Below are 21,244 nucleotides of genomic sequence, written 5' to 3'. Positions count from 1 at the left end.
TTTTCGGGCTAGATTTTAAGGTTGGGGATGATCTGCTTCTTGCGGCTCATAATGCCGGGCAGCACCACGCTATCGCCTGCAACCGTAGCGCCAAAACTGGCTTCGGCAATGGATTTGACCACATCATTGGGCACCAGAAGCGTGGCTTCCTCACGCAGAATATCGACAACGAACAGCAAAACCTGCTCGGCACCGTCGTCCGCCGCCACGCCGGGCATGGCCGCCATCAGCGCGGCCTTGCGGTCCAGCACCGATTGCGGCGAGGTGGTTTCCAGCACCGAAACCCGCAGATTTACCCCGCCAACCGCATATTCCTTGCTGTCCATGCGCAAAAGCTCGGCTTCAGAAAAGCGCGAAACATCCGATTTTGCGGCGAACATTTCGCTGGCATAGGCGGCGATGTCGATTTCAAGCTCGGCGGCAAGCGCCTCGGCAAGGGCGCGGTCAACGGGTGTGGTGGTCGGGCTGCGAAATTCCAGCGTGTCAGACAGGATGCAGGTGAGCATGACACCCTTGGCCCAGGCGGGCATCTGCGCAGCATCCTCTCCCATCAGCGCGTGCATCACGGTTACGGTGCAGGCCAGCGGGCGGATGGTCATGTCGATCGGGCCTTTGGTTTCAATCCCGCCAACAAGCTTGTGATGGTCGATAATCGCCAGAATATCGGCATCGTTGATTCCTTCGGGCAGTTCGGCGGGGTTGTTCGTGTCAACGATCACCACCGGCGTGCCGGGCGCAACGCCTGAAATAATCTCAGGCTTGGGCAGGTCCCAATGTTTGAGCATGAAGGCGGCTTCGGTATTGGGCTCGCCCAGCAACACGGCCTCGGCGCCTTGGCCCCTGACCTCGTTCAAATACCACGCCCAGATGATGGCGGCGCCGGTGCTGTCGGTATCGGGGGCCTTGTGGCCAAAGACTTTGATGGTCATTGAAATTTCCGTAACTTGGCTGATTTTGCCGCCTTATAGGGCGGCGCAGACCGCTTGTCACGGGCTGCATTTGTCGCGTGTCGTGGCACAGGCGCAACGCGGCTTCTACCCCACAAAAAATAGTATGTCGGGTAGGAGTTTACCCTGCAAAGTATTTATTGTAGGGTATGGCTATGGAACCATTCAGATACCACTCGCATATCGGCCAATCCGCCTGGACGGATCTGCGGCGCCTGCTGCTGGATGAGGCGGTCAGCGATCTTCGCGGAATGCCGACGCTCAAGCGAATTGGCGGACGAAAATACTGGTATGACCGCTATCGCCTTGGCACGAAAACCGTCGACAAATATATCGGCGAGGATGGTGACGCGTTGCGCGCACGGCTGGAGCGGCACAAGCAGGCCAAATCCGAACGCGATGAGGCCCGCCGCCAGCGCAGTCGTCTGATGCAGGTTTTGCGCGCCGAGGGGTATCTGGCGCCGGATGTCGCGACCGGCCAAGTCATCGCAGCTCTTGCACAGGCCGGGGTTTTCCGGCTTGGCGGCACGATTGTGGGCACGCAGGCCTTTCGCGCCTATGAGGGCGAGCTTGGCGTGCAGATCGGGTTTGACCAATCCGCCCAGACCGATGACATCGACATTGCCAGTTTCGAGCGGCTTTCGCTGGCGCTTGGCGATCAGGTCAGCACCGAGTTGCAAGAGGTTTTTGCCGGGCTGAAGTTCAACCCGCTTCCGGCCATGCAGCCCGGCCATGTCTGGCGATGGATGCAGTCGCACCGGCAAACGCAGGTCGAATTTCTGACACCGTCATTTTCCGATGATGAAGATTTGCGCAAGTTGCCTGCTCTGGGCGTTTCGGCGCAATCGCTGCATTTTCTGAACTATCTGATCGCAGAACCGATCACCGTGCCGCTGCTCTATCGCAGCGGCGTGCTTGTCCAGGTGCCACGCGCCGAACGCTATGCCATTCACAAACTGATCGTCGCCACACGAAGGCGCCCAGGCGAAGGCCAGCAAAAGGCCCGCAAAGACCGCGCGCAGGCTGATTTTCTTGTGCGTTTTCTGGCCGAAGAACGCCCCGATGCACTCGCCGAGGCCTATCAGCAGGCCCGCAACGCTGGCAGCGCATGGCGCAAGGCGATTGATCAAAGCCTTGCACAATTGCCTGCAACCGCTGCTGCTTTGGCATCGCTTCCGGGCTAGGGCAGATATTTGTCCACTGTCATATTGACACAAGCCGTCACCCCGCTTAAATCCACTGCGTTAGCACTTAGGGGTGGCGAGTGCTAAGACACATAAAGCCACCGTAGACACGTAGTCTCAAAGGAGCCTTTTCATGGCATTCACTCCTCTGCATGACCGTATCCTGGTCCGTCGCATTGAAGGCGAAGAGAAAACCAAGGGCGGGCTGATCATTCCTGATTCCGCCAAAGAAAAACCCTCCGAAGCCGAAGTCATTTCGGTTGGCGCAGGCGCACGCAAAGACAGCGGCGAGCTGATCCCGATGGACGTTAAAGCCGGCGATCGCATCCTGTTTGGCAAATGGTCGGGCACCGAGATCAAACTCGACGGTGAAGACCTGCTGATCATGAAAGAAAGCGACGTGCTTGGGATTATTTCCTAAGCCGCGCCCAACCTCGAATTTATAGGAGCTATCTGACATGGCTGCAAAAGACGTAAAATTTGACACCGATGCCCGGAACCGGATGCTGAAAGGCGTCGACATTCTGGCCAACGCCGTCAAAGTGACCCTTGGGCCCAAAGGCCGCAACGTGGTTATCGACAAAAGCTTTGGTGCACCGCGCATCACCAAGGACGGTGTGACCGTTGCCAAAGAAATCGAACTGGAAAACAAGTTCGAGAACATGGGCGCGCAGATGGTGAAAGAAGTCGCCAGCCGCACCAATGACACGGCCGGTGACGGCACCACCACCGCAACCGTTCTGGCCCAGGCCATTGTGCGCGAAGGCCTGAAATCGGTTGCCGCCGGCATGAACCCGATGGATTTGAAACGCGGCATCGACCTGGCTGTGACCAATGTCGTCGCCTCGATCAAAGCGGCTGCACGCCCCGTTGCCGATAGCGACGAAGTTGCACAGGTTGGCACCATTTCGGCCAACGGCGAATCTGAAATCGGCCGCCAGATTGCGGATGCGATGCAGAAAGTCGGCAACGAAGGTGTGATCACCGTCGAAGAGAACAAGGGTCTGGAAACAGAAACCGAAGTTGTTGAAGGTATGCAGTTCGACCGCGGCTACCTGTCGCCCTATTTCGTGACCAACCCTGAAAAAATGGTTGTCGAAATGGAAGACGCGCTGATCCTGTTGCACGAGAAGAAACTCTCCTCGTTGCAGCCGATGGTGCCGCTCTTGGAAACCGTTATCCAGTCGGGCAAGCCGCTGCTGATCATCGCTGAAGATGTTGACGGCGAGGCGCTGGCAACCCTCGTTGTGAACCGTCTGCGTGGTGGCCTCAAAGTGGCAGCCGTGAAAGCCCCCGGCTTTGGCGACCGTCGCAAAGCCATGCTGCAGGACATTGCCATTCTGACCGGTGGTCAGGTGATCTCTGAAGATCTGGGCATGAAACTGGAAAATGTTGGCCTCGATATGCTTGGCACCGCCAAGAAAGTGACCATCACCAAGGACGAAACCACCATTGTGGACGGTCATGGCGAGAAGTCGGAAATCGAAGCCCGCGTGACCCAGATCAAACAGCAGATCGAAGAAACCAGCTCCGATTATGACCGCGAAAAACTGCAGGAACGTCTGGCCAAACTGGCTGGCGGCGTTGCGGTAATTCGTGTTGGTGGCAACACCGAGATCGAAGTGAAAGAGCGCAAAGACCGCGTTGACGATGCGCTGAACGCAACCCGTGCAGCCGTGCAAGAAGGCATTGTTGTGGGTGGTGGTGTTGCGCTTGTGCAGGCCGGCAAGAAACTGGCCGACCTGAAGGGCGCAAACTCTGACCAGGACGCCGGTATCAAAATCGTGCGTCGTGCTTTGGAAGCGCCCTTGCGCCAGATCGCCGACAATGCCGGTGTTGACGGGGCCGTTGTTGCGGGCAAAATCCGCGAAAGCAGCGACCTTTCCTTTGGCTTCAACGCCCAGACCGAAGAATATGGCGACATGTTCAAGTTTGGCGTGATCGACCCCGCCAAAGTGGTGCGCACTGCGCTGGAAGATGCAGCCTCGGTTGCCGGCCTGCTGATCACCACCGAAGCGATGATCGCCGACAAGCCCGAGCCGAAAGGCCAGGGCGGTGCCGGTGGCGGTATGCCCGATATGGGTGGCATGGGCGGCATGGGCGGCATGATGTAAATCATCCCGTTCCGCCAGGAACCCGGGGCGCTCCGAAAGGGGCGCCCCTTTTTGTTCTACAGGCTGGTGGCAAGCTGAAACAGCAACCCGGCGCTGAACGCCCCGACCAGCGCGAAGCCGATATAGAGCGCAAAGACCGGCGGGCGCACCAAGGCCCAGACAGCCAGCGCTGCGGGCATGGATGTAACGCCGCCGGCCACCAGAAACGCCATGCCAGCGCCGGCGCTCATCCCCTGGCCCATAAGCCCGTCGACCAGGGGCAGGGCGGCATAGCCGTTCATATAGGCGGGCACGCCCAGCAGGCTTGCCAGGGCTATTGGCCCAAGCCCTGATCCGCCCAGCGTTGCGGCGATCATCTCGGCGGGCATATAGGTCAGCAGCAGGCTTTCCAGCGTGAAGGCCAGCAGCAACCATTTCCCAAGGAACAGCGTGGTTGAGCGGGCTTCATACCCAAACCGTGCGCGGCGCGCGGCATCGCGCCAGAAAGCCCAGACTATCGGCTTGGGTTCGGTTACGCGGTTCATATTGGCCCGCGCAGCCAATTCGGGGCGCAGCACATCGGAAAAATATCCGGCCTTCGAGGCAAGGTGAATGAGGCTGCCGCCTGCAACGCCCAGCCCGATGGCGGCAAGCAATTTGCCGATTGCAAAGCTTTGGCCCAGCACGCCCACGGTCAGCACGAACATTGACGGGTCGATCACCGGTGAGGCCAGCCAAAAGGCCATGACCGCCGAAAGCGGCACGCCCATCACCAGCAATGCGGCAATCAGCGGGATCACCCCGCAGGAGCAAAACGGCGACAGCCCGCCAATCATCGCGGCAATGATGATCATTTTTACCGGGTTTCCGCGCAGCGCACGGGCGATAAGCTGGTCGGCCCCCGTGGCCGTGCTATAGGCGGCCAGCGCAACCGAAAGCAGCAAGAACGGCGACACGCCGAACAAAGCCGTGGCCACAAAGCGGATATTTGCAATTGCCAGCGCTGGAGAGATGGCGAACATGCCCAGCAACAGCGCTGCGCTGATCAGCCAGATACGTTGGCGCTTGATTTGCCGCCAAAACGGTGTGGGGGCGAAAAGGCTGGTATCTATCATATCTATAATCCTAGGTTAGTAGTTGTTTATGGGCAAAAAAACTAGTCAGGCGGGCCTTTGCAGCATTCCGCCATCAAGAACGCCACAGCGCCGTTGATCGTGGCGAAATTGGCCCGGTTGACCACCTGACGGCCCTGCCGCTGTTGGGTGATCAGCTTTGCATCGACCATCGCCTTGAGATGATGGGCAAGGGTCGAGGGCGTCAGCTTCAACCGCGTGCCGATTTCGCCCACCAACATGCCCGCATCGCCGCAGCGCACGAGAAGCTGAAAAATTTCAATCCGCGCCGTATGGCCAAGCGCGGCCAGGGTTTGGGCAATATGCTGCGAATCGGGTTGGGCTGATATGCTCATGCTGCAATATAACTATATTTCTAGTTATACGGCAATGTGAAATGTCAGCCTCTTGCTCATGCCGCTTGGCTAGGGTCAAAGGGGCTATGAAAATTACGCTCATAACCCTGCTTGCGCTGGTTGCCTTTGCCGCCAATTCGGTGCTTGCCCGCGCCGCACTGGCTGATGGCGCGATAGATGCCGCCGCCTTCACAGCCATTCGCATTGCATCGGGTGCCGTTGTGCTGGCATTGCTGCTGGCGCTCCGCCAGAAAAATGCCATACGCTTTGGCAACTGGCCCGCAGCATTGGCGCTTTTGCTCTATGCTGCCGCATTCTCCTTTGCCTATCTTAGCCTTGATGCCGGATTGGGCGCGCTTATCCTGTTTGGTGCCGTCCAAATTACCATGTTCACCGGTGGCATTATCGAAGGCGAGCGCCCGCAACTTGGCCGCTGGCTCGGAATGGGTTTGGGGCTGGTCGGCCTTGCCGTGCTGTTCGTGCCGGGCGCAGCCACACCGTCTGCCATAGGTTCGGCACTTATGCTGGCTGCTGGCGTTGGCTGGGGCATTTATTCGCTTCTTGGCCGCCACACAAAGCAACCCTTGGCCGCAACGGCCGGGAACTTCCTGCGCGCCGCACCTTTGGGCCTGCTTATATGGGCGCTTGTGGGTGGTGGGGCAAATGCGCCGGGCATTGCCTTGGCCGTTGCGTCCGGTGCGCTGGCCTCGGGGTTGGGCTATGCAATCTGGTATTATGCCCTGCCAAAGCTCGATGCCAGCCTTGCCGCCATTGCCCAGCTTTGCGTGCCGATCATTGCGCTGGGCGGTGGCATTATCTGGCTTGCAGAGTCGCCAACACCCACCTTCATGCTCGCCAGCGCGCTTATTCTGGGCGGAATTGGCTTGGCCGTTTACAGCCGCGGCAAGTAACCAAGGGCTTGCAGCGCAGTTAAGATTTTTGCAAGGTGGGCAGGTGGCCGGGTGCCGCACCCCAAATGAAGCCGCCGACACAGGCCGGCACAGCAACAGGATGGAATTTATGGCGGGCGAAAACGACAAGTTTGAAGTGTATCAGGACAAGCGCGGCGAGTGGCGCTGGCGGCGCAAGGCCAGCAACGGCCAGATTGTCGGCGCGGCCTGTGAGGGTTACAAATCCAAGTCGGATTGCGAGGCCAATATGAACCGTGGCCCGAAAGACAGCGACAAATGGGAGTTTTACACCGATAAACGCGGCGAACACCGCTGGCGGCGCAAAGCCTCCAACGGGCAGATCGTGGGCGCTTCTTCGGAAGGCTACAAAGCCAAGGGCGACGCCGAAGCGAATGCCGCGCGGCAGGGATATGCGGGCTAAACGGCCGCAATACGCTAAAAAGCCCCGGTTTTGCCGGGGTTTTTTGTTGGGGGCGACAGGCTTTGTGCGAAAGGCCGGATGCCTCCGGCGGGGATATTTTTGAGCAAAAGATGATCAGCTTTTGGGCGATATCCGTATCGTATGGCCCATTTTGCGCCCCGGGCGTGCTTCGGCTTTGCCGTAAAGGTGCAGCGCATCGGTGGTGCTTGGCCAGATGTTCACATCATCACCGATCAGGTTGGTCATGAGGGCGTTGGCATGGCGGCTGCCATCGCCCAGCTTCCAGCCTGCAATGGCGCGGATATGCTGTTCGAACTGGTCCACAAGGCAGGCGTTTTGCGTCCAATGCCCTGAATTATGCACGCGCGGCGCGATTTCGTTGACGATAAGGCCGGCGGCGGTGACGAACAGCTCCACCCCCATCACGCCGATATAATCAAGCGCGTTCAGAATGCGGCCCGCCAGCAGCACCGCATCCATATGCTGGCCCGCCTTCAGCGTGGCGGGCACGGTGGTTGTGTGCAGGATCCCGGATTTATGCACATTCTCGCCGGGGTCATAGCAGGTGACAGCGCCATCGGGGCCGCGCGCGGCGATGACCGAAATTTCACGCTCAAACGCCACGAAGCCTTCCAGAACGGATGCAGCACCCGTCATTTGCGCCCAGGCAGCCTCGGCCTCGTCAGTAGCGTTGATCCGCACCTGCCCCTTGCCGTCATAGCCAAGGCGGGTGGTTTTCAGAATTGCGGGGGTGCCGATGCTGGCCAAAGCGGCCTGCAGGTCGGCCAGCGAGTTAACCGGCGCAAAGGGCGCAACATTCAGGCCAAGCCCCACGAGGAACTGTTTTTCAACAATCCGGTCTTGTGCCGTGGCCAAGGCGCGGCGGTTGGGGTGGATGGGGCGCAAAGCCTCCAACGCATCCAGCGCGGCGGTGGGGATATTCTCGAATTCATAGGTGATGACATCAACGCCCCGGGCAAAGGCCGTTAGCGCAGCGATGTCATCATAGCCCGCCACCACATGCTTGGCGGCCACCTGTGCGGCGGGGGCGTTCGCATCGGGGTCATAAATGTGGCAGGCAAGTCCAAGGCGGCTGGCGGCCACGCTGAGCATCCGGCCAAGCTGCCCGCCGCCCAGAATGCCGATGGTTGCGCCGGGGGGCAGGGGGCCAATGGGTTGCTGGCTAGTCATCAACCGGCTCCTCGGGGATTGAGGCTGAGAGGGCGTCGCGCCACGCATCAAGCCGCGCGGCAAGTGCTGCGTCATGCAGCGCCAGAATGCCCGCCGCCATCAACCCGGCATTGGCGGCACCCGCCGCCCCTATCGCCATTGTGCCCACGGGAAAGCCGCGCGGCATTTGCACGATGGAATAAAGGCTATCGAGCCCGCCTAGCGACTTGGTTTCAATCGGCACACCCAGCACCGGAATGCGGGTTTTGCTGGCCATCATGCCGGGCAAATGCGCCGCCCCGCCTGCGCCGGCAATGATCACCTGCAGGCCACGGCTGGCGGCGGAACGGCCATAGTCCCACAACCTGTCGGGCGTGCGATGGGCGGAGACGATCTTCGATTCGTAAGCCACACCAAGCTCGTCGAGCAACTCGGCCGCCTTGCGCAGAGTTGGCCAGTCTGACTGGCTGCCCATGATGATACCGACCGAGATGCCCATGACCGCCCCTTTCAGAATTGAAGCGCGCATCATAGCCGCAGGGCTGCCGGGGGCAAGGGCGGTTTGCCGCATATCTGTGCGCCCGTGCGGCTGCTAGGCTGCGCGCATGATATGGATTCTCACCACCATTCTAACCGCGCTTGCTGCCCTGCACCTTCTCTGGGCTATCGGCTTTTGGTGGCCGATACGGGACGAGGCGCAGCTCGCCCGCGCCATTGCCGGGTTCAAAGGTATCCGCAAAATGCCGGGCGCTGTGCCTTCGGCGCTGGTGGCGGTGGCACTGATGGCGGTGATCTGGTTGCTGCTGGGCTGGCCACATGGCACATGGCGCAGCCTGGGGCTGGCAGGTGCTGCGGCGGTGTTCACCCTGCGCGGGCTGGCCGCCTATAGCCCCGCCTGGCGGCGCATCACGCCCGAGCAGCCCTTCGCGCGGCTCGACCGCCGCTATTACGGCCCGTTATGTTTAGTCATCGGGGCGGGGCTGGCTTCTCAGCTCTAGGCAATAATATCCGGGTTCAACTCATCCTCGATCCGGAAAATCCGGTCCTTCAGGGCCAGCTTTTGCCGCTTCAACCGCTTCAACACCAGCGCATCGCCGCGATTGGCATCGTGCATGGCGGCGATGGCGGTATCAAGGTCGCGGTGCTCTTCCTTCAGCCGCGCCAGCTCATAGCGCAAAATCTCGTCATGGCTCATCGTGTTGAAATTGGTCATGGCATATCCCGTTCGCGCGCTTCCAAACTAGCCCCGTGCAAGTGGGTGGGCAAGGGCTTGCATCCGCCGCGCCTGCTGCCCATATTAATGGCTACGGTGCCCGTTTGGGGCCGCAATGCCAAGTCGCTTCGCAAAAGGGCTTTATGACCATGACCAAGGCAAGTTTTGCCACCCACCCTTTCCTGCTGGGGTTTGAGCAGCTCGATCGTCTGGTGGAACGCTCCACCAAGAATGATGGCTACCCCCCGTATAATATCGAACAATCCGGCGATAACGCCTATCGCATTACCCTTGCGGTTGCCGGTTTTGCCGAAGAAAACCTGACCATAACCATCGAAGATGCGCAGCTTAAAATCGCCGGCAATCAGCTCGATGACGGGCCCGAGCGCGTGTTCCTGCATCGCGGCATCGCCGCGCGGCAATTCCTGCGCAGCTTCGTGCTGGCCGATGGGGTGGAGGTGCGCGGCGCCTGGCTGGAGAACGGCTTGCTGCATATCGACCTGACGCGGCAGCAGCCGCAATCGGTTGTGCGCAAGATCAAAATCAACGGATAGGAGGCCGCCATGCATACCCCATATAACTTCGGCGATACCGAAGAGAACCGGATGGTCTATATCCGCCCCGTCAAACGTGCCGACCTGCCAAAGGATATGCGCGATCAAACCGCCGAAATGCCAAATATTTTCGCCGTGCATGATGCCAATGGCCAGCGCCTGGCACTTGTCGCCGACCGCGACCTGGCCTTTGCTTTGGCGCGCGAGCATAACATGGCGCCAGTGTCGGTGCATTAGTCGACCTGCGCATTGCGCAACTCAGGCCGAACAACAGTAAATCGGTCGATTGCATGTTCGGGGTGACATTGGTGCGGCCGCGCGCGCCGTCCCGGGCTTGACCCGGGACCTCTGGTTCTGCGGCCAAAAGGCCCCGGGTCGAGCCCGGGGCGGCGCAGCTCTGCGGCCTATCCGGCAATCAGCCCCATCTGCTCCAGTTTCAAAATCACCTGATGGGCGCAGTTATCCACCTCGATATTCTCGGTATCCAGCCGCAGTTCCGGCAGTTCCGGCACTTCATAAGGGTCTGAAATGCCGGTGAATTCCTTTATCTTGCCTTCGCGCGCAAGCTGGTAAAGCCCCTTGCGGTCGCGGCGCTCGCATTCCTCAAGGCTGGTGGCCACATGCACTTCGACAAAGGCGCCAAAGGCCTCGATCTCCTCGCGCACAGCGGCACGGGTCGCGGTATAGGGTGCAATCGGCGCGCAAATGGCAATGCCACCATTCTTGGTGATTTCGCTGGCGACATAGCCGATGCGGCGAATGTTCAAATCGCGGTGTTCTTTGGAAAAGCCAAGCTCCGAGGACAGGTTCTTGCGCACCACATCCCCGTCGAGCAATGTCACGGGCCGGCCACCCATCTCCATCAGTTTGACCATCAGCGCATTGGCAATGGTCGATTTGCCCGAGCCCGACAGCCCGGTGAAAAACACGGTGAAGCCTTGTTTGGAGCGGGCAGGCTTGGTGCGGCGCAGTTCCTTGACCACATCGGGAAAGCTGAACCATTCCGGAATTTCCAGCCCTTCCGAGAGACGGCGGCGCAACTCGGTGCCGGAAATATCCAGAATCGTCATGCCCTCGGCCACCTCGTCGCGCGGCTCGTATTGGGCTTTTTCCTGCACATAGACCATCTGCTTGAAGTCGACCATTTCAATGCCGACTTCCTCCTGATGCTGGCGCACCAGTTCCTGCGCATCATAGGGGCCATAAAAATCCTGCCCCTGGCTGTTCTTGCCCGGCCCGGCATGGTCGCGGCCCACAATCATATGGGTGCAGCCGTGGTTCTTGCGGATAATCGCGTGCCACAGCGCCTCGCGCGGGCCACCCATGCGCATTGCCAGGTTCAGCAGGCTCAGATGCGTGGTCGAGGAGGGGTATTTATCTAGCACCGCCTCGTAACAACGCACGCGGGTGAAATGGTCGATATCGCCGGGCTTGGTCATGCCCACAACCGGATGGATCAGCAGGTTGGCCTGTGCTTCCTTGGCGGCGCGGAAGGTCAGTTCCTGATGCGCGCGGTGCAGCGGGTTGCGGGTTTGAAAGGCCACAATCCGCCGCCAGCCCATTTTGCGGAAATAGGCGCGCAGCTCGTTCGGTGTGTTGCGGCTGCCGCGAAAATCGTAATGCACGGGCGCCTGAATGCCGGTAATCGCCCCGCCAATATAGACGGGGTTGGATTTGTTCAGCAGAAAGTTGACGGCGGGGTGCTTGAGGTCGGTCGTGCCGAACACCGCCTGCGCCTCGGCCTCACGGTCGGGCGCCCAGATATCGGAGATTGACAGCGTGGCCAGAATAACCCCTTCGGCATCGCGCAGCGCAATGTCCTGACCCACAGCCACGCTTTCGGCGAATTTCTCGGTCACATCGAGCGTGATCGGCATCGGCCAAAGCGCACCGGAGGCTGTGCGCATCGTGTCGCGCACGCTTTCATAATCGGCCTGCCCCAGAAAGCCGGTTAGTGGCTGGAAGCCGCCATTCATCAGCAATTCCAGATCGCAAACCTGCCGCTGGCTCAAATCCCAGCTTGGCAGATTGGCCGCTTCGCGCTTCAGCTTGGCGGCGCTGTCATAGGAAACATAAAGCTCGGGGATCGGGGCAAGGTTGGCGGCGGTCATTGTAATTCCTGTGTAAAAGCGCGAATTTGGCTGCGTATTGCACCTGCCAAGCGGCAATTGCAACGGGTTGCCGTTCAATTAGAATAGGTATTCGGCACAATTAAGGCAGGGCAAAACCCCGTTCTGTTTAGTCCTCGCCGCTCAGAAAGCGTTCCGCCTCGAGCGCGGCCATACAGCCCATGCCGGCACTGGTTACGGCCTGGCGGTAGACATGATCTGTCAGATCGCCCGCCGCAAACACACCGGGAATGCTGGTGGCGGTGGAATCAGGGGCGGTGACCACATAACCGCCCATATGGGTTTCCAACTGGTCTTTCACCAATTCGGAGGCGGGCGCATGGCCGATGGCCACAAATACGCCGGCGCAGTTTAGCTCCTGCGTTTCGCCGGTTCTGGCGTGTTTTACGCGCACGCCGGTCACACCGCTTTCATCGCCCAGAACCTCGTCCAACTCATGAAACCACAGGGTTTCGATTTTCGGGTTCTTCATCAGCCGGTCTTGCAAAATCCGTTCGGCACGCAGCGTATCGCGGCGGTGGATCAGCGTAACTTTCGTGGCGAATTTCGTCAGGAACAGCGCCTCTTCAACCGCCGTATTGCCGCCGCCAATCACCACAACCTCGGCCCCGCGGTAAAAGAACCCATCGCAAGTGGCACAGGCCGAAACGCCCTTGCCCTTGAACTTTTCCTCGCTTTCCAGCCCCAGCCAGCGCGCCTGCGCACCCGTGGCCAGCACCAGCGCCTCGGCAATATAGGTCGTGCCGCTGTCGCCTTTGGCCACGAAGGGGCGTTTGGACAGATCCACGCTGTTGATGTGGTCGCCGATAATCTCGGTGCCCGCAGCGGTGGCGTGTTCTTCCATCGCCACCATCAAATCCGGCCCCTGCACTTCCTTCAGGCCGGGCCAGTTTTCAACCTCGGTGGTAATGGTCAACTGCCCGCCGGGCTGGATGCCCTGCACCAAAATCGGCTCCAGCATGGCGCGCGCGCCATAAACCCCGGCGGTATAGCCTGCCGGGCCGGAACCGATGATCAGAAGGCGGGTGTGGCGGGTCTCGGACATGGCGGCCTCATGCATGAATATGTTTCCCCGCCTATATAGGCATGGCCGCGGGCAGTGAAAACCCTATGAATCGTGGCATGATTTGCCGTGCTTGCTTGAAATATTATTGCGCAAACGGGCGCAACCGCGTAATCAGACGTAAACTCACCGTGGATGCCCAGCAACAGCCTATGCCCCATATCAAGCTCGACCCGATTGACCGTAGAATCCTTGCCGAATTGCAGGCCGACGGGCGGATGACCAATGTTGAACTGTCGCAACGCGTGGGCATTTCCGCGCCGCCCTGCCTGCGCCGTGTGCGCGCGCTCGAAGACATGGGCCTGCTGACCGGCTATCATGCCACGGTCAACGCGCGTGCCTTGGGGTTCGAGGTGCAGGTCTTTGCAATGGTCGGGCTGCATTCACAGGCCGAAAAAGACCTTGCGGCGTTCGAGGCACAGGCCCGCACCTGGCCCTTCGTGCGCGAATGCCACATGCTCAATGGTGAGATAGATTTCATTCTGAAATGCGTCGCCCCCGATCTTTCGAGCTTCCAGAGCTTTCTGACCGAACATCTTACCAGCGCGCCCAATGTCGCCGCCGTGCGCACCAGCCTTGTCATCCGCTGCGCCAAGGACGAGCCCGGCGTGCCCTTCGACATTCTGGAAGCCCGCGCCGAGGCCGAAGACTGAACCCGCCTAAACGTGCTGGTCAATCAGCACGGCATTGCCATCGGGGTCGATGCATGTGGCGCTGGCCGGGCCGGTGGTGGCCTCGTCGGCTTCGCTGCTCAACACGATCCCCGCCGCTTTCAGCTTTTTCTGAATCTCGCGCACATCCTCGAAGCCTTCAACCGGCTGGGCGTTCTGGTCCCATCCGGGGTTGAAGGTCAGGATATTGCCTTCGAACATCCCCTGAAACAGCCCGATTTTCGCATCGCCATTGGCCATTATCAGCCAGCCCTGCGCCTGATCGCCGTGGAATTTCTCAAAGCCGAGCGCCTCGTAAAAGGCCCGCGATTTTGCGATATCCTTTACCGCCAGACTGACCGAAAATGCACCGAGTGCCATATGTCTCTCCTATGAATTTCGCGCGCTCATTGTGCCACGGATGGCGCAAAGCTCAAAGCGCGGCCAGTTCATCGGCCAAAAGCGCCTGAAGCTCCCAGAGCATTTCATCATGCAGGCCAGCGGCTTCCAGCTGCTCAACCGTGTTCAGCACGTAATCGGGCATATTGCCAAACATCCCCACGGCGGGGGCAATCTGTCGGGCGATTTGCGAAAGGCTCAACCCGCTTGTGCGCACGATCTCGTCAGTCGGGGCGACAAAGCACAGCGCCCTGATCGGGCCATCATCGCTTGTCAGGTCCAGCCAGACGGGCGGCGCGGGCGGCTCGCGGGTGATCAGGGTCATCAGATGCGCCGCAATATCCGCCTCGGGCAGGCGCAAGGCCACGCCGTTGCACTGCCCGCCGGGCGCAAGGCTAAGCATGATCCCCGGCGCATCCGGGTTGCCGCGATAGCGCGTATCCGGCCCAAGGCAGAAGGCGCGGTGCCAGCCTTCGGCCCGCGCAGCACAGCGCGCTTCAACCGGCACGCCGGGGTTCCAGATGAGCGAGCCAAAGGCAAAAACCCAAAACGGCCCCGGCGGGCGGGCGGCCAGAGCATCGGCATGGCGCGCGGCAATCGCCGCCTCGGTGTTCAGCGCTTCGACATCGGGCATCGGGCCCGGGTCGGGGATCGTGGCGGCGATTTTATCGACAAGCGCGCGCGTCAGCTTCATCTTGCGTGTCATTCCCACCCCCTTTTGGCTTTTATAAGCGAATAACGGCAATCTGTCGCCCGTAATCCGGCTCGCCCCTTTGGGTGGCACGGCGATACGAGTAGAACCGCGCCTCGTCGGAATGGGTGCAATGGCCTGTCCAGGCGGCCTGCACGCCGGCTGTGCGCAGCTGCGCCAGCAAAAAGCCGGGCAGATCAAACATCAGCCTGTCGCCCTGGCCCTGGGCAAAGAACCGGGCATGGGCGGGGTCGTCGGCCAGAAAATTATCCATGTAATCCGGCCCAACCTCATAGGCGCGCTGGCTGATCGTCGGGCCGATGGCCACGGCGATATCGCCGCGCCGCGCGCCCAGATCCTCCATCGCGGCAATCGTTGCCAGCGCCACGCCATCCAGCGCCCCGCGCCAGCCGGCATGGGCGGCCCCCACAACGCCGGCGCGCCTGTCGGCAAACAGCAACGGCGCGCAATCGGCGGCCAGCGCGCAAATGGCAATGCCGGGATGCGCGGTGACAAGCGCATCGGCCCTGGGGCGCGGGCCGTCCCAGCCGGGGCGGGCCACACGCACAACCGTGGTGGAATGCACCTGATGCAGGCTCATCAGCGCCTCGGGCGGCACGCCGAAATGCGCCGCCACAAGCGCGCGATTCTGCGCCACGGCCGCCGGGTCGTCATGCGAGCCAACCCCGCAATTCAGCCCCTCATACAGCCCGCGCGAATGCCCGCCGGGCCGGGCCATGAACCCGTGCTGAACGCCCGAAAGCAGGTCAGATTGCAGGGCTAAAATGCTCATTCTTGTCAAATCCCGCCAAATTTTGCGCCCCTGGCCCAAGTGCCAGCACCTTGAACAGGTTCCCCATTTCTTCCGGGTGGGTCAAGCGGCGATGGGCCGCCACCACATCCGCCGCCATATCCGCCGCCCCCGCTTTGGCAAGCGCCTGTGCGCGCGCGGTAATGCCCAGCCGCTCCAGAAACCTCCCCTGCGTGGTAAAGGCCCCCGCCTGGCCCGCCGCTGCCGCCAGCGGGCCAAATTGCACATGCGCGGTAAGATCGGCCTGGCCCGGTGCTTCAAACGGGTTGGCGGCCTTATGGGCGCGCAGCGCCTGCAGCGTGTCGCCTGTGCCGTGCCAATCGCCATAATCCACCGCCAGCCCCGCCCCGCCATATGCGCGCAGCCGCGCGCCAAGTGCCGCGGCAAAGCCCTCGGCAGGCGCGCAAACCTCGCCCACCGTGCCGGGCGCGGTGCCAAACCGTGCATCCAGCCCCGCATCGGCAAAGGCTGCGCCAAGCGAAGGTTTCAGCCCCGCGCCGACCAGCACCTCCTGCCAGCCATCGGCCCCGCGCTGGAACTGGCGTATGGGCAGGGCATCAAAAAACTCGTTGGCAACGAAAATCAGCGGCAGATTTGGCAGCGCGGCAAGGTCATCGGCCCAATTCACTGCCCCCAGCCGCGCCTTTTGCACCGCGCGCAGCGCCGGTGAAGTCTCGATCAGCCAGACCTGCGGCGCAAAGCCTTCCACGCGCGCTGTGGCGCGCAGAATATCGGCCATCAGGCTGCCGCGCCCCGGCCCGGCCTCGGCCAGCACAAAATCGGCAGGTGCGCCCGCATCCATCCAGGCCTGCGCCAGCCACAGGCCGACAAGCTCGCCGAACATCTGGCTGATTTCCGGCGCGGTCGTAAAATCGCCGCCCGCGCCCAGCGGGTCACGCGTTGGGTAATAGCCGTGCTGCGGATGCCCCAGCGCCAGCGCCATGTATCTGTCCAGCCGCATCGGGCCATTGGCGGCAATCTCGCGCGCGATTATTGCCGCCAGCGCGTTCATGCCCTTTGGCGGCGCAACAGGAATACCAGACCGATCAGCAGCATCGGGGCCGACAGGCTTTGCCCCATCGTCAGCCCGAAATCGCCAAGGCTGATCACAAAGCCATTGGGGTTGTCGGGCGTCATGAACTGGCCGTCGGGCTGGCGAAACAGTTCGACAATCGTGCGCGCAATCGCATAGCCAACCAGAAACACGCCCAGCACCCGGCCCGGTTTGCGCAGCCATTTCGCGCCCCAGACCAGCGCCAGCAGCAGGGCACCCAGCACAATCCCCTCAAGCGCCGCCTCATAAAGCTGGCTTGGATGGCGGCCACAAAGCCCCGGCGCGGCACCGGGGCAATCGGGCGCGGCTGGAAAGACCATCGCCCAGCTTACATCGGTTGGCCGGCCCCAAAGCTCGCCGTTGATGAAATTGGCGATCCGCCCCAGAAACAGCCCGAAGACCGAAGACACCGCGATCATATCGGCGGTGGCGATAAAGCTGATCTTGTTGCGCCAGCAGAACCAGGCCGCGCCAAGCAGCACGCCGGCCACGCCACCGTGAAACGACATGCCCCCTTGCCAGACCTTCACGATATCAACGGGGTTTTCAGAAAAATATGCCCAGTTGTAGAAGAACACATAGCCAAGCCGCCCGCCAAGGATGATGCCCAGCACCATCCATGTCATCAGGTCTTCGACCTGCTTGGCGCTCATCGGTGCCGTGGCATTGGGGCCATCGGCCCAAAGATGCGGGCGGTTCACCAGCATCACCGCATGGCGCCAGCCAAGGAAAATGCCAACGATATAGGCCAGCGCATACCAGCGCAGCGCAAAGGACATGCCCCACAGGCTGATCTCGAAGATCTCGGGGTCGATATTGGGAAATTGCAGCATGTGTTTCCTCCGGGCGGCGGGCTGGATTCTTGCGGGCTGACAGACCAAGCGTTTTGTCCAAAGTCAAGTCTGGCTTGGCAAACTCTGCGTGATCACCCATATAGGGGTAAAGCCGAAAGGATGCATCATGCAGACCAGCAACAAAATTCTCGACGACATCTCCAAGCTCATGTCCAATGCGATGGGCGTGGCGCAAGGTGCCAAGACCGAAGCCGAAACCGCCATGAAATCCATGATGGACCGCTGGCTCGCCGACCGCAATTTCGTCAGCCGCGACGAGTTTGACGCGGTCAAGGCAATGGCCGCGAAGGCGCGTGAAGAGAACGAGGCGCTGAAAGCCCGGATCGAGGCGCTGGAAGCCGGCAAGCCTGCGGGCAAGGGTAAGTAGGCCAGTCATCCTTAGGCGGCGACGACCAATGATGGAGGCGCGGAACACATATTCCACGCCTCCGTGAGTCTATTTTTCCTTTGCACCATTCTTAGCAGCTGCTGCCTGCGCACGCGCGGCATGGCTGCCTTTAGAAACACCACCCCCATTTGCCTTTGCTGCTGCGCGCTGAATTCGAGCCGCCGCAGTTGAATTCATAGGCGTTTTTGAGCCGGTATTAGTTGATTTTGCCATGAGTGCCTCCTATATATTACCAGATGAAGAAATTAGGAATAATGAAAATATTCCTAATATGATAATATGCGCTCAAGTTGGGATTGCAAGACATGATCGATAGAATCACACATATCGACGAACTTTTTGGACAACTCATTGTAATTAAAAGAAAGAAACTTAATCTCGATCAGCGCCAACTTGCCGCGAAACTTGGCATAAACCAACCTGGTCTCTCACGCATTGAGCGTGGCGAGTCGTCTGTAAACATTACGATGCTGAAAAAATTGGCAACTGCACTTGATACAACTACCGCTAAGATTATGGACGACTTTGACATTGAAACGTGTCGGCTTGAGAAAGAGGAAGGTATCTCGGTAAGGCCAAAATCCGACCTACCGAAGAATAGTGCAACGCTAGGCAAGGTAATGCTCGGTGGCGCCGCGTTGGCCCTAATATTAAGCCGCCTAAACAAATAGGCAGGGAATCAAATGTTTAGCCACACGCAAATATTCGTTGCAGTAACTTGACGCTACCACCGCTTCACCCCCAACAGCCGCTCCCCCAGCTCGCTCAATTCCGCCGGTTCGCAATGCGCCTTTTCCCAGCCGCGCGGATCGCCCGGAAAATCCGGGCGCTGCGGGTGGTCGCGCTCCTGCCATAGGCGAATGCGCTCGGCCACCTCATCGGCGTTGTCCTCATCGGCCGGATACATCGAGATATACTGCGCCATGCGCACCTGATTTTCCGAAAAATTCGGCCGCACCCCGTGGGCGAGCAGCGAGTTGAAAATTAAAAGATCGCCCGGCGCCATGCTGATATTCTCACGCGCCAGCCCCGTCATATCGGGCAAAAGCGGGTTGCGGTCTTCGGGTTGGGTTTTCACCCAGTCCTCGAAATGCTCGAACAGATAGGGCACGCATTGAAAGCCGCCGGTCTCTGCGGTTTGTGGCAGCAGGCTCAGCACGCCCTGCACGCCGATGGGCAGCGGGCGGGCCTTGGTATCCACATCCCAATGGATGAACCCGTCGGGATTGCCGGATTTGTCCTTTCTGGGCGGGTTGAGGTTGGCGCGGTCAATCGCCACCCACAGGTCGGTCCGGTCCCAGATATCGACAAAGGCATCGTAAACGCGCGGGGTCTGGCGGTTGTCCCACAGCAACTGGTGGTTATAAATCTCGATCATGCCGGCATTGTTCAGCTCGGCACGCACATGCGCGCGGCGCTGGGGGGCATACCATGTGGCGGGGTTGTTCGGGTCTTTCTCATCGAACGCCCACAGCATTGCGGCGGTGCGCGCGGCCTGTTCGGGCGGCACCGCGCCCTTCACAATGACATAGCCCTTGGTAATCCAGTGCTGCCAGTCATCCTCGCTCAGCACCCGCAGCGGCAGGGTTTTGCGGATATCCTTCAATTGCGTCGTGACCTTGGCGCTGGTCGGATGGCTGATCTCTTTGGCGGTTGGTTCTGTGCGCATATGGCCCCCCTGTGCGCGTGGTGCGCTTGTCTATATTTGCCCCCAATCCGCACCCCAATCAAGCCGTGCAAAATGCACCCACAGCGGCGCGGTCGATCGGGCGTTTATGTAACCCGCAGGGTGCGCATTCATTGCGCACCATCCGCCATCACCAAACAATCCACCCTTGAAATCCGGTCCCAAATAATATAACCAAATAGTTATGGAACCATCCGGTAATCAAAATCTGAACGCCGTGTTTGCCGCTTTGGCCGACCCCACGCGCCGCGCCATTCTGGCCCGTCTGGCCGAAGGCGATGCCACGGTCGGCGCATTGGCGGCGCCGTTTTCCATGAGCCAGCCCGCCATTTCCAAACATCTCAAGGTGCTGGAACAGGCCGGGCTGATCTCGCGCAACCGCGACCGGCAGCGCCGCCCCGCAAAGCTGCAAGCCGCCCCGCTGGCCGAGGCTGCCGCATGGGTGGCGCGGTTCAAATCCTTCTGGCCCGATAGTTTTGACCAGCTCGAGTCCCTCCTCGCCGCCCTGTCCCCGCACTTCAAGGAACCTCCCCATGACTGACCTGCCGACATACAGCATCACCCGCAGCTTTGCCGCCCCCCGTGCCGCTGTCTGGCGGGTCTGGACCACGCCCGCCCTGCTGGCCGCATGGTATGGGCCGGGGGTTGAAACCATCATCCACAAATATGACCTTCGCGCTGGCGGTGTGTGGCTGAACGAAATGAAATGGGGCGACAAGTCTGACCGTTCGCGCATGGATTTCCAAACCGTCACCCCGCAGGAAAAGCTCGTCTGGCACCACGGCTCGACCGATGAGAACTGGGCCCTCGCCCCCAGCCGGATGATGCCCGACTGGCCACAGCAATTCCTGACCGAGGTCAGCTTCAGCGATGAGGGTAATGCCACCAGCGTCACCCTCACCCAAACCCCGATGAATGCGAGCGCAGCCGAAATCGCCTGTTTCACCAAGATGATGGGCGGCATGGATAAGGGCTGGGGCTCCGGCTTCAACATCATCGACGAACTTCTCGCTAAAGCCTAACGTCACGGCATAATCGCGCCGCCCCGGACTTGATCCGGGGCCTCAACCCCGCTGTCCGGCCAGACCGCATTTTCTGGCTGACACGCCGTGCTATTGAGCTATTCTGGCGCCCATGACCCATGCCCTCGCCACAGACCTCTGCGCCGCCAAACCGGGGGCCGAACGCTCCACCCCCTTCGGCCCCGGCACCGATGTCTGGAAGGTTGGCGGCAAGATTTTCGCCTGCCTCACGGCCTCGCAGGGTGGCATCACGCTCAAAACCGACAGCGTTGAGACCGCCGAAATGCTGATCAGTGCAGGCCTGGGCCGCAAGGCCGCCTATTTCCACCGCTCATGGGTAAACCTGCCCTTCAGCATAGCACCTGACGAGCTGCGCCACAGGGTCGATAGCGCCTACCGCCTCGTGCGCGCCTCGCTGCCCAAAAAACAGCAGACCAGCCTGCCGGATTAGGCGCAATTGCACTTGACTCGTCGCAGCGCTACCGTGCGCATAAACCATCACTTTGCCAGTTCCGCATTATTCGCCCAAAGGGCA

The 21,244-nt window shown here is 60.5% G+C and carries 29 protein-coding genes; 14 read left to right on the top strand and 15 right to left on the bottom strand.

The features are described 5' to 3' along the window. Nucleotides 1–8: 8 nt before the first annotated feature. Nucleotides 9–929, bottom strand: a complete 921-nt coding sequence (locus LGT41_RS01605; RefSeq protein WP_274128257.1) for a manganese-dependent inorganic pyrophosphatase — start codon at nucleotides 927–929, stop codon at nucleotides 9–11. 173 nt (nucleotides 930–1,102) lie between these two features. On the opposite strand from LGT41_RS01605, the gene LGT41_RS01600 reads away from it, so the two are divergent. From LGT41_RS01600 to groL, 3 genes are all read left to right on the top strand, one after another. Beyond that, complete coding sequence (locus LGT41_RS01600; RefSeq protein ID WP_274128256.1) at nucleotides 1,103–2,131, top strand: nucleotidyltransferase family protein; 1,029 nt, start codon at nucleotides 1,103–1,105, stop codon at nucleotides 2,129–2,131. A gap of 133 nt (nucleotides 2,132–2,264) precedes the next feature. Then, the gene (locus LGT41_RS01595; RefSeq protein ID WP_274128254.1) at nucleotides 2,265–2,552 is read left to right on the top strand and encodes a co-chaperone GroES; all 288 of its coding nucleotides are present in this window, start codon (nucleotides 2,265–2,267) and stop codon (nucleotides 2,550–2,552) included. A gap of 37 nt (nucleotides 2,553–2,589) precedes the next feature. Further along, a complete protein-coding gene (groL, locus tag LGT41_RS01590; RefSeq protein WP_274128253.1) occupies nucleotides 2,590–4,245 on the top strand; it encodes a chaperonin GroEL in 1,656 nt (551 codons plus the stop codon). A 56-nt stretch (nucleotides 4,246–4,301) separates the two neighbouring features. Here the strand turns inward: groL and LGT41_RS01585 are convergent, their stop codons facing one another. Both LGT41_RS01585 and LGT41_RS01580 read right to left on the bottom strand, forming a co-directional pair. Next, nucleotides 4,302–5,339, bottom strand: coding sequence for a permease (locus tag LGT41_RS01585; RefSeq protein WP_274128252.1), 1,038 nt, complete (start codon nucleotides 5,337–5,339; stop codon nucleotides 4,302–4,304). Between the two features lie 41 nt (nucleotides 5,340–5,380). Beyond that, the gene (locus tag LGT41_RS01580; RefSeq protein WP_274128251.1) at nucleotides 5,381–5,692 is read right to left on the bottom strand and encodes an ArsR/SmtB family transcription factor; all 312 of its coding nucleotides are present in this window, start codon (nucleotides 5,690–5,692) and stop codon (nucleotides 5,381–5,383) included. Nucleotides 5,693–5,778: 86 nt separating this feature from the next. On the opposite strand from LGT41_RS01580, the gene LGT41_RS01575 reads away from it, so the two are divergent. After that, complete coding sequence (locus tag LGT41_RS01575; protein ID WP_274128250.1) at nucleotides 5,779–6,603, top strand: DMT family transporter; 825 nt, start codon at nucleotides 5,779–5,781, stop codon at nucleotides 6,601–6,603. Nucleotides 6,604–6,712: 109 nt separating this feature from the next. Beyond that, the gene (locus LGT41_RS01570; protein ID WP_274128249.1) at nucleotides 6,713–7,024 is read left to right on the top strand and encodes a YegP family protein; all 312 of its coding nucleotides are present in this window, start codon (nucleotides 6,713–6,715) and stop codon (nucleotides 7,022–7,024) included. A 114-nt stretch (nucleotides 7,025–7,138) separates the two neighbouring features. Here LGT41_RS01570 and LGT41_RS01565 read toward each other — a convergent pair whose 3' ends face one another. Together LGT41_RS01565 and purE are read right to left on the bottom strand one after the other, a co-directional pair. Next, nucleotides 7,139–8,215 (bottom strand): 5-(carboxyamino)imidazole ribonucleotide synthase, encoded by a 1,077-nt coding sequence (locus LGT41_RS01565; protein ID WP_274128247.1) that lies wholly within the window; start codon nucleotides 8,213–8,215, stop codon nucleotides 7,139–7,141. Then, the gene (gene purE, locus LGT41_RS01560; protein WP_274129622.1) at nucleotides 8,208–8,693 is read right to left on the bottom strand and encodes a 5-(carboxyamino)imidazole ribonucleotide mutase; all 486 of its coding nucleotides are present in this window, start codon (nucleotides 8,691–8,693) and stop codon (nucleotides 8,208–8,210) included. Before purE ends, LGT41_RS01565 begins: the two co-directional genes overlap by 8 nt. A gap of 106 nt (nucleotides 8,694–8,799) precedes the next feature. On the opposite strand from purE, the gene LGT41_RS01555 reads away from it, so the two are divergent. Then, on the top strand, nucleotides 8,800–9,192 hold the full coding sequence (locus LGT41_RS01555; protein ID WP_274128245.1) for a DUF3995 domain-containing protein: 393 nt from the start codon (nucleotides 8,800–8,802) through the stop codon (nucleotides 9,190–9,192). Here LGT41_RS01555 and LGT41_RS01550 read toward each other — a convergent pair. Next, complete coding sequence (locus LGT41_RS01550; RefSeq protein ID WP_274128244.1) at nucleotides 9,189–9,407, bottom strand: YdcH family protein; 219 nt, start codon at nucleotides 9,405–9,407, stop codon at nucleotides 9,189–9,191. The genes LGT41_RS01555 and LGT41_RS01550 overlap by 4 nt on opposite strands. A gap of 149 nt (nucleotides 9,408–9,556) precedes the next feature. Between LGT41_RS01550 and LGT41_RS01545 the strand changes: the two genes are divergently transcribed. Continuing rightward, the gene (locus LGT41_RS01545; RefSeq protein ID WP_274129621.1) at nucleotides 9,557–9,961 is read left to right on the top strand and encodes an Hsp20 family protein; all 405 of its coding nucleotides are present in this window, start codon (nucleotides 9,557–9,559) and stop codon (nucleotides 9,959–9,961) included. A gap of 9 nt (nucleotides 9,962–9,970) precedes the next feature. Next, nucleotides 9,971–10,198 carry a DUF1150 family protein gene (locus LGT41_RS01540; RefSeq protein WP_274128243.1) on the top strand — a complete coding sequence of 76 codons (228 nt, stop codon included), beginning with the start codon at nucleotides 9,971–9,973 and terminating at the stop codon, nucleotides 10,196–10,198. Nucleotides 10,199–10,365: 167 nt separating this feature from the next. Here the strand turns inward: LGT41_RS01540 and LGT41_RS01535 are convergent, their stop codons facing one another. Further along, on the bottom strand, nucleotides 10,366–12,072 hold the full coding sequence (locus tag LGT41_RS01535; protein ID WP_274128242.1) for a bifunctional sulfate adenylyltransferase/adenylylsulfate kinase: 1,707 nt from the start codon (nucleotides 12,070–12,072) through the stop codon (nucleotides 10,366–10,368). Nucleotides 12,073–12,199: 127 nt separating this feature from the next. Then, the gene (gene trxB, locus LGT41_RS01530; protein ID WP_274128241.1) at nucleotides 12,200–13,135 is read right to left on the bottom strand and encodes a thioredoxin-disulfide reductase; all 936 of its coding nucleotides are present in this window, start codon (nucleotides 13,133–13,135) and stop codon (nucleotides 12,200–12,202) included. 170 nt (nucleotides 13,136–13,305) lie between these two features. On the opposite strand from trxB, the gene LGT41_RS01525 reads away from it, so the two are divergent. Further along, the gene (locus LGT41_RS01525; protein WP_274128240.1) at nucleotides 13,306–13,806 is read left to right on the top strand and encodes an Lrp/AsnC family transcriptional regulator; all 501 of its coding nucleotides are present in this window, start codon (nucleotides 13,306–13,308) and stop codon (nucleotides 13,804–13,806) included. A 6-nt stretch (nucleotides 13,807–13,812) separates the two neighbouring features. Here the strand turns inward: LGT41_RS01525 and LGT41_RS01520 are convergent, their stop codons facing one another. From LGT41_RS01520 to lgt, 5 genes are read right to left on the bottom strand one after another with little or no spacing between them, the layout of a single operon-like run. Continuing rightward, complete coding sequence (locus tag LGT41_RS01520; protein ID WP_274128239.1) at nucleotides 13,813–14,184, bottom strand: VOC family protein; 372 nt, start codon at nucleotides 14,182–14,184, stop codon at nucleotides 13,813–13,815. A gap of 52 nt (nucleotides 14,185–14,236) precedes the next feature. Beyond that, the gene (locus tag LGT41_RS01515; RefSeq protein WP_274128238.1) at nucleotides 14,237–14,908 is read right to left on the bottom strand and encodes a gamma-glutamylcyclotransferase; all 672 of its coding nucleotides are present in this window, start codon (nucleotides 14,906–14,908) and stop codon (nucleotides 14,237–14,239) included. Between the two features lie 19 nt (nucleotides 14,909–14,927). Continuing rightward, nucleotides 14,928–15,686 (bottom strand): peptidoglycan editing factor PgeF, encoded by a 759-nt coding sequence (gene pgeF, locus LGT41_RS01510; RefSeq protein ID WP_274128237.1) that lies wholly within the window; start codon nucleotides 15,684–15,686, stop codon nucleotides 14,928–14,930. Continuing rightward, complete coding sequence (locus LGT41_RS01505; protein ID WP_274128236.1) at nucleotides 15,661–16,716, bottom strand: class I SAM-dependent methyltransferase; 1,056 nt, start codon at nucleotides 16,714–16,716, stop codon at nucleotides 15,661–15,663. Before LGT41_RS01505 ends, pgeF begins: the two co-directional genes overlap by 26 nt. Further along, a complete protein-coding gene (gene lgt, locus LGT41_RS01500) occupies nucleotides 16,713–17,591 on the bottom strand; it encodes a prolipoprotein diacylglyceryl transferase (protein ID WP_274128235.1) in 879 nt (292 codons plus the stop codon). The genes LGT41_RS01505 and lgt overlap by 4 nt, the downstream gene beginning before the upstream one ends. Nucleotides 17,592–17,718: 127 nt before the next feature. Here lgt and LGT41_RS01495 point away from each other — a divergent pair, with 127 nt between their 5' ends. Further along, nucleotides 17,719–17,979, top strand: coding sequence for an accessory factor UbiK family protein (locus LGT41_RS01495; protein ID WP_274128234.1), 261 nt, complete (start codon nucleotides 17,719–17,721; stop codon nucleotides 17,977–17,979). Nucleotides 17,980–18,048: 69 nt separating this feature from the next. Here the strand turns inward: LGT41_RS01495 and LGT41_RS01490 are convergent, their stop codons facing one another. Continuing rightward, complete coding sequence (locus LGT41_RS01490) at nucleotides 18,049–18,213, bottom strand: hypothetical protein (RefSeq protein WP_274128233.1); 165 nt, start codon at nucleotides 18,211–18,213, stop codon at nucleotides 18,049–18,051. Nucleotides 18,214–18,305: 92 nt separating this feature from the next. Here LGT41_RS01490 and LGT41_RS01485 point away from each other — a divergent pair, with 92 nt between their 5' ends. Beyond that, on the top strand, nucleotides 18,306–18,671 hold the full coding sequence (locus tag LGT41_RS01485; RefSeq protein ID WP_274128232.1) for a helix-turn-helix domain-containing protein: 366 nt from the start codon (nucleotides 18,306–18,308) through the stop codon (nucleotides 18,669–18,671). Nucleotides 18,672–18,724: 53 nt separating this feature from the next. Here the strand turns inward: LGT41_RS01485 and LGT41_RS01480 are convergent, their stop codons facing one another. Continuing rightward, nucleotides 18,725–19,669 (bottom strand): phytanoyl-CoA dioxygenase family protein, encoded by a 945-nt coding sequence (locus LGT41_RS01480; RefSeq protein ID WP_274128231.1) that lies wholly within the window; start codon nucleotides 19,667–19,669, stop codon nucleotides 18,725–18,727. 202 nt (nucleotides 19,670–19,871) lie between these two features. Between LGT41_RS01480 and LGT41_RS01475 the strand changes: the two genes are divergently transcribed. The 3 genes from LGT41_RS01475 (at nucleotide 19,872) to LGT41_RS01465 (ending at nucleotide 21,160) form a co-directional block, all read left to right on the top strand. After that, nucleotides 19,872–20,228 carry an ArsR/SmtB family transcription factor gene (locus tag LGT41_RS01475; RefSeq protein ID WP_274128230.1) on the top strand — a complete coding sequence of 119 codons (357 nt, stop codon included), beginning with the start codon at nucleotides 19,872–19,874 and terminating at the stop codon, nucleotides 20,226–20,228. Further along, nucleotides 20,221–20,709, top strand: coding sequence for an SRPBCC family protein (locus LGT41_RS01470; protein WP_274128229.1), 489 nt, complete (start codon nucleotides 20,221–20,223; stop codon nucleotides 20,707–20,709). The genes LGT41_RS01475 and LGT41_RS01470 overlap by 8 nt, the downstream gene beginning before the upstream one ends. A gap of 112 nt (nucleotides 20,710–20,821) precedes the next feature. After that, nucleotides 20,822–21,160, top strand: coding sequence for an MmcQ/YjbR family DNA-binding protein (locus LGT41_RS01465; RefSeq protein WP_274128228.1), 339 nt, complete (start codon nucleotides 20,822–20,824; stop codon nucleotides 21,158–21,160). Nucleotides 21,161–21,244 lie beyond the last annotated feature (84 nt).

This window comes from Abyssibius alkaniclasticus, from assembly GCF_020447305.1.
Taxonomy (GTDB): Bacteria; Pseudomonadota; Alphaproteobacteria; order Rhodobacterales; family Rhodobacteraceae; genus Abyssibius; species Abyssibius alkaniclasticus.
This window is presented reverse-complemented; position numbering and strand designations above follow the sequence as displayed.

What these genes read in the sequence shown, in the direction of transcription:
- LGT41_RS01555 (WP_274128245.1), top strand. Translation starts at nt 8,800, where the DNA reads ATGATATGGATTCTCACCACCATTCTAACCGCGCTTGCTGCCCTGCAC.
- LGT41_RS01485 (WP_274128232.1), top strand. Translation starts at nt 18,306, where the DNA reads ATGATCGATAGAATCACACATATCGACGAACTTTTTGGACAACTCATT.
- LGT41_RS01480 (WP_274128231.1), bottom strand. Translation starts at nt 19,669, where the DNA reads ATGCGCACAGAACCAACCGCCAAAGAGATCAGCCATCCGACCAGCGCC.
- LGT41_RS01580 (WP_274128251.1), bottom strand. Translation starts at nt 5,692, where the DNA reads ATGAGCATATCAGCCCAACCCGATTCGCAGCATATTGCCCAAACCCTG.
- LGT41_RS01600 (WP_274128256.1), top strand. Translation starts at nt 1,103, where the DNA reads ATGGAACCATTCAGATACCACTCGCATATCGGCCAATCCGCCTGGACG.
- LGT41_RS01465 (WP_274128228.1), top strand. Translation starts at nt 20,822, where the DNA reads ATGACCCATGCCCTCGCCACAGACCTCTGCGCCGCCAAACCGGGGGCC.
- trxB (WP_274128241.1), bottom strand. Translation starts at nt 13,135, where the DNA reads ATGTCCGAGACCCGCCACACCCGCCTTCTGATCATCGGTTCCGGCCCG.
- pgeF (WP_274128237.1), bottom strand. Translation starts at nt 15,686, where the DNA reads ATGAGCATTTTAGCCCTGCAATCTGACCTGCTTTCGGGCGTTCAGCAC.
- LGT41_RS01575 (WP_274128250.1), top strand. Translation starts at nt 5,779, where the DNA reads ATGAAAATTACGCTCATAACCCTGCTTGCGCTGGTTGCCTTTGCCGCC.
- LGT41_RS01470 (WP_274128229.1), top strand. Translation starts at nt 20,221, where the DNA reads ATGACTGACCTGCCGACATACAGCATCACCCGCAGCTTTGCCGCCCCC.
- LGT41_RS01565 (WP_274128247.1), bottom strand. Translation starts at nt 8,215, where the DNA reads ATGACTAGCCAGCAACCCATTGGCCCCCTGCCCCCCGGCGCAACCATC.
- purE (WP_274129622.1), bottom strand. Translation starts at nt 8,693, where the DNA reads ATGGGCATCTCGGTCGGTATCATCATGGGCAGCCAGTCAGACTGGCCA.
- LGT41_RS01540 (WP_274128243.1), top strand. Translation starts at nt 9,971, where the DNA reads ATGCATACCCCATATAACTTCGGCGATACCGAAGAGAACCGGATGGTC.
- lgt (WP_274128235.1), bottom strand. Translation starts at nt 17,591, where the DNA reads ATGCTGCAATTTCCCAATATCGACCCCGAGATCTTCGAGATCAGCCTG.
- LGT41_RS01605 (WP_274128257.1), bottom strand. Translation starts at nt 929, where the DNA reads ATGACCATCAAAGTCTTTGGCCACAAGGCCCCCGATACCGACAGCACC.
- LGT41_RS01550 (WP_274128244.1), bottom strand. Translation starts at nt 9,407, where the DNA reads ATGACCAATTTCAACACGATGAGCCATGACGAGATTTTGCGCTATGAG.
- LGT41_RS01475 (WP_274128230.1), top strand. Translation starts at nt 19,872, where the DNA reads ATGGAACCATCCGGTAATCAAAATCTGAACGCCGTGTTTGCCGCTTTG.
- LGT41_RS01520 (WP_274128239.1), bottom strand. Translation starts at nt 14,184, where the DNA reads ATGGCACTCGGTGCATTTTCGGTCAGTCTGGCGGTAAAGGATATCGCA.
- LGT41_RS01535 (WP_274128242.1), bottom strand. Translation starts at nt 12,072, where the DNA reads ATGACCGCCGCCAACCTTGCCCCGATCCCCGAGCTTTATGTTTCCTAT.
- LGT41_RS01490 (WP_274128233.1), bottom strand. Translation starts at nt 18,213, where the DNA reads ATGGCAAAATCAACTAATACCGGCTCAAAAACGCCTATGAATTCAACT.
- groL (WP_274128253.1), top strand. Translation starts at nt 2,590, where the DNA reads ATGGCTGCAAAAGACGTAAAATTTGACACCGATGCCCGGAACCGGATG.
- LGT41_RS01505 (WP_274128236.1), bottom strand. Translation starts at nt 16,716, where the DNA reads ATGAACGCGCTGGCGGCAATAATCGCGCGCGAGATTGCCGCCAATGGC.
- LGT41_RS01595 (WP_274128254.1), top strand. Translation starts at nt 2,265, where the DNA reads ATGGCATTCACTCCTCTGCATGACCGTATCCTGGTCCGTCGCATTGAA.
- LGT41_RS01570 (WP_274128249.1), top strand. Translation starts at nt 6,713, where the DNA reads ATGGCGGGCGAAAACGACAAGTTTGAAGTGTATCAGGACAAGCGCGGC.
- LGT41_RS01525 (WP_274128240.1), top strand. Translation starts at nt 13,306, where the DNA reads ATGCCCCATATCAAGCTCGACCCGATTGACCGTAGAATCCTTGCCGAA.
- LGT41_RS01545 (WP_274129621.1), top strand. Translation starts at nt 9,557, where the DNA reads ATGACCAAGGCAAGTTTTGCCACCCACCCTTTCCTGCTGGGGTTTGAG.
- LGT41_RS01585 (WP_274128252.1), bottom strand. Translation starts at nt 5,339, where the DNA reads ATGATAGATACCAGCCTTTTCGCCCCCACACCGTTTTGGCGGCAAATC.
- LGT41_RS01515 (WP_274128238.1), bottom strand. Translation starts at nt 14,908, where the DNA reads ATGACACGCAAGATGAAGCTGACGCGCGCGCTTGTCGATAAAATCGCC.
- LGT41_RS01495 (WP_274128234.1), top strand. Translation starts at nt 17,719, where the DNA reads ATGCAGACCAGCAACAAAATTCTCGACGACATCTCCAAGCTCATGTCC.